The organism is Zunongwangia sp. SCSIO 43204 (genome assembly GCF_019904275.1).
GTDB classification, from domain to species: domain Bacteria; phylum Bacteroidota; class Bacteroidia; order Flavobacteriales; family Flavobacteriaceae; genus Zunongwangia; species Zunongwangia mangrovi.
Genome location: NZ_CP063204.1, coordinates 3,892,417 through 3,906,125 on the forward strand (window position 1 = coordinate 3,892,417; position 13,709 = coordinate 3,906,125).

Sequence of the window (13,709 nt, forward strand, 5' to 3'; positions counted from 1 at the left end):
TAACTTCTAGTTATTCCTTCTCAAAAATACTTATCGCATAACCACCACCTGGAGCTGAAGTCAGTTTTAAAGTCGACTTGCTCGTTACGGTTTTCTTGGTGATCTTATAAGCCTGCGGATTGGTTTTGTAATGAGCGTCTTTTGCATCTGCATAAATTGTTGCTTCATACTTTTTCCCATCTTCTAAGAAATCAAGCTTAATTTTTGAAGTTCTTGGCGTTGTACCATTTACATTTCCTACAAACCAGTTTTCAGTTCCTTTAGCTTTACGAGCAACGGTGATGTATTCTCCCGGTTCTGCTTCGATATACTTACTTTGATCCCAATCTAAAGCCACATCTTTGATAAACTGAAAAGCATCTGGAAAACGCTTGTAATTTTCAGGAAGATCGGCTGCCATTTGTAACGGACTGTACATTGTTACATAAAGTGCTAACTGATTTGCTAAAGTAGAATTTACGTGAGAGTTATTGTCTGGATTGATCTTACTGATATTCATTTCGAAAATTCCCGGAGTGTAATCCATTGGCCCACCAATTAAACGTGTAAACGGTAAAATGGTCACGTGATTTGGTTTTGATCCACCAAATGCCTGGAATTCGGTTCCTCTGGCAGATTCATTACCTATTAAGTTTGGCCATGTTCTACGTAATCCTGTTGGTCTAACCGCTTCGTGCGCATTTACCATAATATTATAGTCGGCTGCTTTTTTCACTGCATATAAAAAGTGATTGATTGCCCACTGCCCGTAATGATGTTCGCCACGCGGAATAATATCACCAACATATCCACTCTTTACGGCAGGATAACCATATTTATTCATAAACTGATAAGCGGTGTCTAAATGACGCTCGTAATTACGAATTGCTGAAGAAGTTTCGTGATGCATGATCATTTGCACTCCTTTAGCTTCTGCATATTCCTGGATTCCTTCAACATCAAAATCTGGATAAGGTGTTACAAAATCGAAAACAAAATCTTTAGAGTTTCCTATCCAATCTTCCCATCCAACGTTCCATCCTTCAACTAAAATACCATCAAAACCATTTTCAGCAGCAAAATCGATATATTCTTTTACATGCTCGGTTGTAGCGCCATGCTTTCTATTTGGCTCAGCATTTTCAAAATCGGTTTCCCCTAATTTAACAGATGGATATTCATCAGTATAATTCCAGGTACTTTTCCCGGTGATCATTTCCCACCAAACGCCAACATATTTCATCGGTTTTATCCACGAAGTATCTTCGATCTTATTAGGTTCGTTAAGATTTAGCGTGATGTTAGATGCTAAAATATCTGTAGCATCATCACTTACCATGATCGTTCTCCACGGTGAAATCGCAGGCGCCTGAAGATATCCTTTATTTCCTAACGCATCGGGGGTTAACCAGGATTCAAAAACAAGGTTTTTTTCATCCAAATTCAGGTTCATTAACGAATATTCTTTTAAAGCTGCTTCGTGAAGATTGATGTAAATTCCGTCTTCAGTTTTCATCATTAAAGAAGTTTGCACGGCCGACTTTGAGAATTGCGTCTGTGAAGCATTCCCAACCCAGGCTTCGTCGAATTTGCTACTAATTTCTGAAAGCTTAGACGTTGTGTAATCATATTCCTGAGAATCGTAATCTCCCGGTAACCAATACGCCGTATGGTCTCCCGTCATGGCAAACTGTGTGTGTTCTTCTTTAATTACGAAATACACTAGATTTTTTTGCTGCGGAAATTCATATCTAAAACCTAAACCATCATTGAACATACGAAAACGAATGATCATTCGTCTTTCTGCTGAAGTTTGCTCTAACGTGATCGCTAATTCGTTGTAATGATTTCTAATTTCAGCTGTTTCTCCCCAAACCGGCGTCCAGGTTTCATCGAAATTTGAAGTTTTTGAGTCAGAAATTTCGAATCCGCTCATCAACGAAGTTTCATCGTCCTTAAGTTCTAAACCAAGCGTGCTGGTTTTTATCACTTCTTCTCCTTTGTAAAATAATTGATACGCCGGAGTTCCGTTTTCTTGTAAACTGAATTTCATTTCCAGGTCGCCATTAGGAGATTTTAACTCCTGTGCCTGTAATCCTAGAAAAGAAAAACAAATTGTAATTACTGTTATTATTTTTTTCATCTTCGAAAAATTTTAAAATGCCTTTAAAGGCGTGTTTAGCTTTTTATGGTGTTTTGCACCTCAATCGCTTCTCCGTTTAACAATACGGTCATTGGCTCGTTTCCATCTACAGAAAATGTAGTCTCATTTTTACCAATATTGATCTTTAGGATCTGGTTTCTAAAATTCACTTTAAAACTGAAACTGTTCCATTGCTCCGGCAATTGTGGCGTAAAAGACAATTTTTCGTCTACCACACGCATTCCGCCAAAACCTTCTACAATACTCATCCAGGTTCCCGCCATACTGGTAATGTGACAACCTTCTTTTACCTCGTGATTATAATCGTCTAGATCTAATCGAGAAGTTCTTAAGTAAAAAGTATAGGCCTGCTCCATTCTACCCAATTTCGCAGCCTGAATGCTGTGTACACAAGGCGACAGCGAAGATTCGTGAACAGTAATTGGCTCGTAGAAATCGAAATGTTTTTCTAAATTTTCTTCGGAAAAATGATCTTCAAAGAAATAGAATCCCTGAAGCACATCTGCCTGTTTGATATAACAACTTCTAAGAATGCGATCCCAACTCCAATTTTGGTTAATTGGACGCTGTTTTTTGGTAAGCGTACTCACCGGCTCGATCTCTTTATCCAAGAAACCATCCTGCTGAAGATAAACACCCAATTCTTCAGAATATGGGAAATACATATTTTCAGCTACGTCTTTCCATTTAGCAATTTCTTCAGCATCTAAACTGGTTTTAGCCATAATTCGAGAATGATCTTCAGCAAATTCAGCTTTAATTTTCTCGATATTTTCGATACAATATTCGATACACCATTTTGCCAAATAGTTAGTGTACCAGTTGTTATTTACGTTGTTTTCGTATTCGTTTGGCCCGGTTACACCAAGGATCACATATTTATTCTTGTTTTTACTGAAGTTTGCTCGCTGTTGCCAGAATCTAGCAATCGCGATCATTACTTCTAAGCCCATTTCTGGCACATAACTGTAATCTCCGGTAAAACGAACGTAATTGTAGATCGCGAAAACCATCGCACCATTACGGTGAATTTCTTCAAAAGTGATCTCCCACTCGTTGTGACTTTCTTCGCCATTCATGGTTACCATTGGATAAAGCGCTGCTCCATTAGTGAATCCTAATTTTTGTGCATTTTCTTTCGCTTTTTCTAAATGGTTGTAACGATAGGTTAATAGATTTCTAGCTACCTGCTGATCTTTGGTCGCCATATAAAACGGAATACAATACGCCTCGGTATCCCAATAGGTACTACCGCCATATTTCTCGCCTGTAAATCCTTTTGGACCAATATTTAATCGCTCGTCTTTCCCTAAATACGTTTGATTTAGCTGAAAAATATTGAAACGAATTCCCTGTTGTGCTTTTACATCACCATCGATCGTGATATCTGCCATTTCCCAGATCTTCGCCCAGGCTTCTTTTTGCTCCTGAAGCAATGCTGCAAAACCAGATTTTATAGCTTTTTGAAGCACATTTTTTGCAGCTCCAATTAGCAAATCCTGGCTGTGATTCATATCGGTTACATAACCGGCATATTTTTGAAGCGCAATTTTTTCTCCTTTATTTACTTTAACTGAATACGAAATACTTACCTGATCTTCGGCTTTTTCTACTTCACCTTCAACCTGAAGTTTTTCACCATTCAAAGTGATTTCAGATTGCATATAAGTGCCTACATGATATTCGGTTTTTAAGGTTTTAGAAACCACAAAAGCCTGCTCATTTTCAGCTTTAACGGCTAAAGTTTCCCAAAAACGCTCTTCCCAGTTAGCGTCGCGATTGGTGATCCCTCCATCCAGATACGGAGTGAATTTTACCACAGCATCTGCGTTAAGAACCTCAACTTCGTAATTTATAGCACCTAACTCGTCGTCGACAATAGAAAGAAAACGGGTTGCTGTAACTTTTACTTCAAGACCGTTTGGCATCACCGCAACAAAACTTCTTTGGTGATAGCCTTCTTTCATATTTAGTTCACGCACAAAATCTTTAACCTCTTTACAAGTATTAAGATCTAAAGCTTCTTCGTTTATAGAAACATTTATTCCTATCCAATTGGGCGCATTTAAAACTTTAGCGAAATATTCAGGGTAGCCGTTTTTCCACCATCCCACTTTTGTTTTATCGGGGTAAAAAACACCGGCGATATAATTCCCCTGAAAAGTATCGCCAGAATATTGCTCTTCAAAATTGGCACGTTGCCCCATAGCACCGTTACCAATACTGAATAAACTTTCTGAAGATTCTACGCGCGCGGCATCAAAACCTTCTTCTATAATGGACCATGCATCTGGTTTAATATAATCCTGATTCATTGCTGATATTATTTATTTTTGGAGTAGATTTTTTAAAAATTCGATCGAGATCTCTGTAAAATCATTGAAGATATAATCGGCTTCGTGAAGTGTTTTTTCTTCACCAATTCCAATGCTTGTCATTTCACCTTTGTTCGCTGCCTGTACTCCGGCAACCGAATCTTCAAAAACGATACATTTTTGCGGAGCCACATTTAGTTTTTCAGCAGCAATCAAGAAAACTTCGGGATCTGGTTTTGCCTTGCTAACATCTGTACCATCTACAATCGCAGAAAAACCATCTTTTAAATCGATTTTCTCTAAAATATGACGTGCATTTTTACTGGCAGATCCCAGTGCATACGGAATATTATTTTCTTCTAGATAATCCAGTACTTTTTGTACTCCCGGAAGCACCTCTCCTTTATCCATCTCATTTACATAAGACAGGTAATTCTCGTTCTTAAGCTGCATTTGACGATTAAACTCCTCTTCTGAAAGTTCTTTGTTTCCCCAGTTCAGTATTTTTTTAAGCGAATCTACCCGGCTCACTCCTTTTAGTTCTTCATTCTGTTCTTTGGTAAAATCGAAACCCAGATCATTAGCCAGTTTCTTCCAGGCTAAAAAATGAAACTTTGCAGTATCTACGATTACACCATCAAGATCGAATATGATAGCTTTTTGACTCATTTTAGTAGTATGTTTCTTGAATTCTTAGTTAGTAGCATTAGATGAGACTTCTTCGTCTACATCGTCTATTCTTAGGGTAAGTATCGCCGCAATTATAAATGCCACGCCACTCATCATTAGTGCATAAATAGGATCACCGCCATAAAGGTATTTTACCATAGGCCCGCCTATTAACGCATTGATTATTTGAGGCACAACAATAAAAAAGTTGAAAATCCCCATATAAACACCCATTTTTCGAGGTGGTATCGCTCCGGCTAAAATAGCATACGGCATCGCCAGGATACTTGCCCAGGCAACACCAATACCAACCATACTTAAGATCACCCAGTTTTCATCGGGCATTACATAAATGGAAAGCAAACCTGCTCCACCAATAAGTAATGAAATGATGTGCGTTTTTTTACGGCCTACTTTTTTAGCGATTACCGGTAAGAAAAACGCGAAGACAGCAGAAACGGCATTATAAACTCCAAATAGGATCCCAACCCAATCCCCTGCATCCTGGTAGGTTTCACTACTAGAATCTGAGAGTGGTAATCCATAGATATGATGCGCAATGGCCGGAGTAGCAAATACCCACATTCCGAACAATCCAAACCAGGAGAAAAACTGCACCCAGCTTAATTGGCGCATGGTATGCGGCATTTTTACAAAATCTGTAAAAATATCAGTGATCTTAGATTTCTCTTCATCTGGAACAATGTCACCAGGTTTATCTTCCTGTGCGTGAAAATGCTCTAATTCCTCAGGACTATATTCTTTAGTGGTAAATACTGTAATTAAGATACTTACTATTAAAACTACAGCTCCAATGATAAAAGATAGTAGAAGATTTAAAGGTATTTCACCTTCCGAAGCTCTATTCGAAAATCCAAACCAATTGGTTAAAACATAAGGTAACCAAGAGCCAACCACCGCTCCTATCCCAATTAATACCGTTTGAATACTAAAACCTAATGTTCGCTGATCGCTTGGAAGATTATCGGCTACTAAAGCTCTAAATGGCTCCATGGCTACATTAAAAGAAGCATCCATGATCATTAACATCCCCGCACCAACCCATAAAGACGGCATAATTGCAGTAAACAAGTCGGCATTTGGCATTAACACCAAACCAATGGCAGCTAAAATTCCACCTGTTAGAAAAAAGGGACGGCGTCTACCCAATTTGGTCCAGGTACGATCACTATAATAACCAATAATAGGTTGGACGATCAAACCTGTAACAGGAGCGACGATCCAAAACCATGAGAGATGCTCGACCTCTGCACCAAAAACCTGAAGGATACGGCTGGCATTTGCATTTTGTAATGCGAATCCCATTTGAATCCCGAGAAATCCGAATGTCATATTCCAGATCTCCCAGAAACTTAATTTGCGTTTCTGCATATCGTAATTTTAAAAGGTTACGATAAGCACTAAGACTTATCAAAACTTAATTTAGGTAGGAAGTAAAAATATAAGTTCTGATAAATTAACTAATTTGGCGATAAAGATAGCTAATAATTTAAAAATTACGCCATTAAAATTATTATTTTGTAGATTCTCGCTCAATTAGACCGGTTTCCACAATGATCGTTTTGTAGCTTTCTTCCTCATTTGGAGACTTTTCTAATTTCTCTATAAGCAAGCGTGCAGCCTCCTCGCCCATTCGGCTTCCGTGCTGACTGATGGTTGTTAGACTAGGAATAAAACGTTTGGATAATTCTCCATCGGTAAAGCCTATAACCTGAACATCATCAGGAACTTTTTGTCCTTTATCTCGAACTGCTCGAACGGCAGCCGCAGCAAAATGTTCGTTAACCGCAAAGAGGGCATCAAAATCTCCAGACTCAGCAAAAGCTGAAATTTCCTGCTCTACCTGATCCATATTCTCGATTTTCAGGATATTTTTTTCATTTACCTCAAAACCATTTTCTACAAGTGCTTCAGTATAGCCCTGGGTTCTTAATTTCCCAACACTAATATAATCTACTGTCGAAATGATACCAATATTACGGGCTCCTTTATCGATTAGGCATTGAACCGCTTTTTTAGCGCCTTTTACATCATCAATGATCACTTTATCTGAAGGAACTTCTTCTACAGAGCGATCAAAAAGTACCAAAGGCATTCCCTGATTAACCACTTCGATTAAATGATGATAATCGCCTTTTTGCATGGTCTCTTTAGCAACCGAAAGTATGAATCCGTCGATACTACCATTAGCAAGCATCTCCATATTCAGCACTTCTTTATCAAAACTGTTATCTGAAAGACATACAATTACACTATAGCCTTTTTCATTAGCGACATGTTCTATCCCACTAATAACGGTCGTAAAAAAATGATGTACAATTTCTGGAATTACGACTCCTATAGTTTTTGTCTTTCTGTTTTTAAGGCTTAGCGCAATATTATTAGGCTTATAATTGTATAATTTTGCAAAAGCCTGAACTTTTTGCCTAGTATCTTCACCAATCTCTGGACTATCTCTCAACGATTTTGAAACCGTCGAAATCGATACATCTAATTCTTTCGCTATTTGCTTTAAAGTAAGTTTTGGCCTCATAAAATTCAATCTACATTTTTTCGAGCTCTCTGTAGCCTCAAAAATACATTAAAATCATGTTTCTATTTGCGATTTAAGCAATTTAACCGCCTAAAAAAGAAAAGTTTTCAACACTACAACGTTGTAGTGAGGGTTTATTGAGATATCCTCAAAAAAAGAACTTAAAAATTGTATAATTTTAACCTCAGGAAGTAAAAATATCAAGTTTATAATCTAAGTAAAATTCAATAGGGAAATTTATGAGAACATTAATTAAAAGCACATTGTTTTTGCTGCTTATGCTGCCGATGAGCTTTTTTGCCCAAAATTCCGTTTCCGGAACGGTTTCTGAAACCGCAACTGGAATGCCGGTGCCTGGAGCAAACGTGATTGTAAAAGGAACCAGCAATGGAACCATTACAGACTTTGATGGTTTATACACTATCGAAAACCTTGTAGTGGGTGATACCATCGCTTTTTCATTTTTAGGATTCTCTACTAAAGAGGTCGAATTCACAGGACAGCAAACAATAGATGTACAGTTAGACGAAGATCAGGCTACTTTAGATGAAGTAGTTGTGGTTGGATATGGTACCGTTCGTAAAAAAGATGCAACAGGTGCCGTAAATCAGGTTTCTACCGAAGATTTTAACCAGGGACAGGTAAACACTGCAGGACAGTTAATCACTGGTAAGATCGCCGGTGTTACCGTGACTTCAGGTGGTGGAGCACCTGGTGAGGGACAAAGTATCAATATTCGTGGTATCGGATCTATTTCTTTAAATAGTTCTCCTCTTTACGTAGTAGATGGAATTCCATTAGATAACAGCAATGTTGGTGGATCCAGAAACCCGTTAGATTTCATTAATCCAAATGATATCGAGAGCATGACCGTTCTAAAAGATGCTTCTTCTACAGCGATCTATGGTTCTCGTGCTGCCAATGGTGTAGTTTTAATTACTACTAAAAAAGGTAAAGGACAGGAATTTAAATTCAACTACTCTGGTAACACAACAGTGTCAAGACCTACAAATTATGTAGATGTAATGAATGCTGATGAGTTTAGAGCACTGGTAAACGAGGTTGGGAACGAAGCAGCTATCGAAAGACTAGGTGATGCTAACATGAATTGGCAGGAAGAAATCTATTCTGAAGCAATAGGATTTGATCACAACTTAAGTACTACCGGGAACATTGGTGGATTTATGCCAACTCGTGCTTCAGTTGGATATACAGACCAGGATGGGATTTTATCTGGTGATAACTTTTCCAGAACAACAGGATCTGTAAGCTTAAGGCCAAGTTTTATGGATGGTCATTTGAAATTTGAGCTTAACGGACGTGGAATGTATACTGAAAATACTTTCGCAAACCGTGATGCGATTGGAACATCTGTAGATTACGATCCTACACAGCCTATTTATGATCCAAACTCACCATTTAGTAACTATAATTCATGGTTAGTATATAGTGAGGAAGCAGATAGATATGCTTTAAACAACCTGGCTCCTGTTAACCCAATTGCACTGATTAACGAAAAAGATGATTCTGCTGAAGTTCGTCGTTTTATAGGAAATGCAAAAGTTGACTATAAACTACACTTTTTCCCAGATGTCACAGCGACTGTTAACGTTGGACTAGATAGAACAAATAGTCATGGTAGAACGATAGTTTCAGAAAATATGCCATCTTCTCAGTTAGATTGGAATGGCTCGTACTCAAATTATACGAATAACTCTACTAATAAACTTTTCGATGCTTATTTAACGTATGATAATGATTTTGATGACCACAGTTTGAACGCTGTTTTGGGATATTCTTATCAGAGTTTCGAAAACGATAACTACAGTTTTGATAGTGAAGCTGCAGAAGAAGGAAACGATGCAGAATTTATCGATAAATGGAGAAGTACATTACTATCATATTTTGGTAGAGCAAATTATAACTATGCAGATCGTTACTTAGTAACTGCAACTTTAAGAGCTGACGCTTCTTCTAAATTAAATCCAGATGATCGTTGGGGATACTTTCCTTCTTTTGCTGTAGCCTGGAATATTAATAACGAAGAATTCTTTAATTCTAATACTGTAGATCAATTAAAACTTCGTGTAGGTTATGGTGAGATCGCAAACGTAAATGGTCTTGGAGATTATCTTTTCTTAACGAAATATACAGGTTCAAGATCTAATGCATATTATCAATTTGGACAATCATATTACCAAACTTACCGTCCAGAAGCTTATAACGAAGACCTTAGATGGGAAGTTGGAAAAACTTTAAATGCCGGTTTAGATTATTCATTCTTTAATAGCAGAATCTCTGGATCTATTAACGCATATCTTAAGAGAACAGAAGATATGATTAGCTACGTAACTATAGATCCATTTACTAACTTTTCTAATGGTATCGATAAGAACATTGGAGACATGGAAAACAGAGGTGTTGAATTCGAATTAAATGTAGTTCCTGTACAAACCGATGATTTTAAATGGAGTATTGGCTACAATATCGCTTATAACGATAATGAGATCACCAATTTACCAGACCAGGTAGAGACTGGTGGAATCAATGGAGGTACTGGTAATAATATCCAATTACACAAAGAAGGATATTCTCCTTTTAGCTACTGGGTTTACAAACAGGTTTATGATGAAGCGGGAAGACCAATCGAAGGTGCTTATGTAGATCGTAATGGTGACAACCAGATCAACGATGAAGATAAATATTTATACAAGGATCCTTTTGCAGATATCACTATGGGATTAAATACCAATGTTAGTTTTAAGAATTGGGATCTAGCGGTTGTATCTAGAGCTAGTTTAGGAAACTATGCATATAACAATATGGCTTCTGCAAAATCTTATGAGATAAGAGCCACAGAGAATAGTATTCTAACAAATCTACATAGAGATTACTTTAATACTGGTTTCCAAAGTTTAACTGAAACTAATCTACAAAGTGATTACTATGTACAAGATGCGTCTTTCTTCAAATTAGACAATATCACACTAGGATATACTTTCGATCAAATCTTTGAAGAATCTACACTACGTCTTTATGGTACAGCGCAAAACGTGCTTATCGTGACAGACTATGATGGTCTTGATCCAGAAATTAATGGAGGTATCGACAATAACTTCTATCCAAGACCAAGAACTTTTACCTTTGGTGTAAATCTTAATTTCTAAAAAAAAGAAGTATGAAAATGAATTATATAAAGAAATTAGCGCTCATCATACCTACACTTATTATAGTGTCTTGCCATGATGACCTGGATCAAACACCTATCGATCCAGATAGTTTTACAGAGAATGATGTATTTGCTAATGCAGACGAGGCAAGAGGTGCTTTAGCTAAACTTTATGCCAGTTTAGCCTTAACAGGACAACAGGGACCAGCAGGACAACCTGATATTTCTGGAATAGATGAAGGAACTTCACAATATTCCAGAATGTTATTTAGTTTAAATGAGCTTACTACAGATAATGCTGTTGTAGGTTGGGGTGACCCGGGACTTCCTAATTTACATGCTATGAGCTGGGGTGCAGGAAATGATTTTACTACAGCAATGTATTATCGTCTTGCGCAAGAGGTATCTTTTTGTAACTCTTTTATTTCAAATGCATCTTCTTTGGATGATCCTTCAGTAGCTTCTTTTATTGCTGAAGCACGTTTCTTAAGAGCATTTGCGTATTACAACCTGATCGATTTTTATGGAAATGTTCCTTTGGTAACTCAGATTTCAACTGAATTACCAGCTCAAAATTCGAGAGAAGAGATCTTTAATTTTATTGAAACTGAATTGATCGAAATTCAGGATAATTTAAATGAAAGTGGTGCTAGCGAATATGGTCGTGTAGATCGTGTAGCAGCCTGGGCTCTTCTTTCAAAACTTTATCTTAACGCTGAAACCTGGATCGGTCAGGATCGTTATACAGATGCGATTACCTATGCAAACCAGGTGATCAATTCATCTTACCAGATCAACACTGTAGATGCTAACGGAAATGGGTCTGCTTATGACGAACTTTTCTTAGCAGACAATGATAGTAATGGTGCTCAAGACGAATTTATCTTCGCATTGAACTTCGATGGTAACAGTTCCAGAACTTATGGAGGGACTACATTTCTTGTGCATGCTGCCATTGGTGGTGAAATGGATGCTTCTGCCTATGGAGTGAATGGTGGATGGTCTGGCTTAAGAACAACAAAGGCTTTGGTAAACAAATTCGACTATGCGGTAACAGCTTCAGATGCTGATGGTAACCCAACCGAATGGGCAGATCAAAGAGCTATGTTCTTTACAGAAGGTCAAAGTCTTGAGATCAACACGATCGCCAATACTTTTACAGATGGATATGCGGTAACTAAGTTTAAGAATATCGATTCTGAAGGAAATGCTGGTAATGATACCGGTGGAGACTTCGTAGATACAGATCTACCTATCATTAGAATGGCAGAAATTTATCTTACGTATGCTGAAGCGGTAACTCGTGGTGGTTCTGGTGGTAGTGTGCAAAATGCTGTTGGATACATCAACGAGCTAAGAGAAAGAGCTTTTGGAAATTCTGATGGTAATATTTCTTCAGCAGATCTTACTACAGATTTCATATTAGACGAAAGAGCAAGAGAATTGTACTGGGAAGGACAGCGAAGAACAGATCTTATTAGATACAACGATTTTACTTCAGGTAATTATCTATGGCCATTTAAAGGTGGTTCGCAATCTGGAACCTCGGTTGGTGATTTTAGAGCTTTGTTCCCACTACCAAGTAACATCATTTTAATCAATCCTAATTTAACTCAAAATACAGGCTATTAATAAACATAAAGACACAATGAAAAAGTTAACTCTATTATTCATCGCGTTTATCGCAATATTAAGCTTCACAGCTTGTACAGAAGACGATGACTTTACTTTTACAGCAAAGCCAGATCCAGACGGAATAGCATTTACCAATGCTACTTTAGAAACGTATATGCTTAAAGCCTCAAATTCAGATAACCTGGCAGAAAGATTTGTTTGGAACGAAGCAGACTTCGATGTACAAACACCAGTAAACTACGAATTACAGGCATCTGTATCAGAAAGTTTTGAAACTTATTCTCTATTAGGAAATGTTACTCAAACAAATTTAGCAGTAACGGTTGGTAATTTACTAGCATTAGCCAGAGAGGCAGGATTAGATAATGATCCAACAACTGCAGAGCCTAATACTGGTACAATTTACCTTAGACTTCGTGCTTACGTTGGCGCTGATGCTGGAAATGTTGTAGAGCAATTGTCATCTATTATGAGCATCAATGTAACACTTCCAGAAGAGGAAGAAGAAACATTAGAGCTTCCAATGCTATATGTAGTTGGAAACTTCTTAGGAGCTAGTGGTTATGGATCAGACTGGACTCCGGCCGACGCTACTCCACTTGCAGCTTCTGCTGAAGGAAATACAGATTATGAAGGATTTGTTTACATGAACGTAGACGCTCCAGAATATAAATTCTTACCAAGCAACGAAAGCTTTGATGGTGATTATGGAGATGCAGGTACAGAAAATGGTGATTTTACAGGGACTATTGTTCAGGAAGGTGAAGTAAATGCGGGTACCCCTGAAGGTACTGGAGGTTACTTCCTTATAAATGTAGATACTGCTGCACTTACTTACAGTCTTACTGAAACCAACTGGGGTGTTATTGGAAATGCTACTCCAACAGGATGGGATAGTGATACAGATATGACTTACGATCCTGAAACTAAAACATGGAGTGTAACTTTAGATTTAACCGAGCAGGAAGCACCAGATAACGGTATCAAGTTTAGAGCTAATGATGCATGGGATCTTAATATTGGTGATAATGATGCTGATGGAACAATGGAATTTGGTGGTGCTAATATCGGAATTCCAGAAGATGGAAATTATACCATCACTTTAGACCTAAGCAATCCAAGACAATACACTTACTCTATTTCTAAAAACTAAGAAAACTGCCTAGGGGTATTATACCGTTTGGCGGTGCCAATAAAAGGCTGCTTAACGCAGCCTTTTCTAAA

8 protein-coding genes are annotated in these 13,709 nt (G+C 37.8%); 3 read left to right on the forward strand and 5 right to left on the reverse strand.

Translation table 11 applies throughout. The features are described 5' to 3' along the window. Window positions 1–10 precede the first annotated feature (10 nt). The 5 genes from INR75_RS17215 to INR75_RS17235 form a co-directional block, all read right to left on the reverse strand. Entirely contained in the window at window positions 11–2,122 is a 2,112-nt protein-coding gene (locus INR75_RS17215) for a glycoside hydrolase family 97 protein (RefSeq protein WP_223089768.1), read from the reverse strand. A gap of 35 nt (window positions 2,123–2,157) precedes the next feature. Next, window positions 2,158–4,458: a glycoside hydrolase family 65 protein gene (locus tag INR75_RS17220; RefSeq protein WP_223089769.1), complete on the reverse strand. Its 2,301-nt coding sequence runs from the start codon at window positions 4,456–4,458 to the stop codon at window positions 2,158–2,160. A gap of 12 nt (window positions 4,459–4,470) precedes the next feature. Beyond that, entirely contained in the window at window positions 4,471–5,127 is a 657-nt protein-coding gene (gene pgmB / locus INR75_RS17225; RefSeq protein ID WP_223089770.1) for a beta-phosphoglucomutase, read from the reverse strand. A 24-nt stretch (window positions 5,128–5,151) separates the two neighbouring features. Beyond that, entirely contained in the window at window positions 5,152–6,519 is a 1,368-nt protein-coding gene (locus INR75_RS17230; protein ID WP_223089771.1) for an MFS transporter, read from the reverse strand. A gap of 142 nt (window positions 6,520–6,661) precedes the next feature. Continuing rightward, a complete protein-coding gene (locus INR75_RS17235; protein WP_092542045.1) occupies window positions 6,662–7,681 on the reverse strand; it encodes a LacI family DNA-binding transcriptional regulator in 1,020 nt (339 codons plus the stop codon). Between the two features lie 239 nt (window positions 7,682–7,920). Here INR75_RS17235 and INR75_RS17240 point away from each other — a divergent pair, with 239 nt between their 5' ends. The 3 genes from INR75_RS17240 to INR75_RS17250 are packed head-to-tail and all read left to right on the forward strand — an operon-like array spanning window position 7,921 to window position 13,638. Beyond that, window positions 7,921–10,848 (forward strand): TonB-dependent receptor, encoded by a 2,928-nt coding sequence (locus INR75_RS17240; RefSeq protein WP_223089772.1) that lies wholly within the window; start codon window positions 7,921–7,923, stop codon window positions 10,846–10,848. Between the two features lie 11 nt (window positions 10,849–10,859). Then, window positions 10,860–12,482, forward strand: a complete 1,623-nt coding sequence (locus INR75_RS17245) for a RagB/SusD family nutrient uptake outer membrane protein (protein WP_223089773.1) — start codon at window positions 10,860–10,862, stop codon at window positions 12,480–12,482. 16 nt (window positions 12,483–12,498) lie between these two features. After that, window positions 12,499–13,638, forward strand: coding sequence for a SusE domain-containing protein (locus INR75_RS17250; RefSeq protein ID WP_223089774.1), 1,140 nt, complete (start codon window positions 12,499–12,501; stop codon window positions 13,636–13,638). Window positions 13,639–13,709 lie beyond the last annotated feature (71 nt).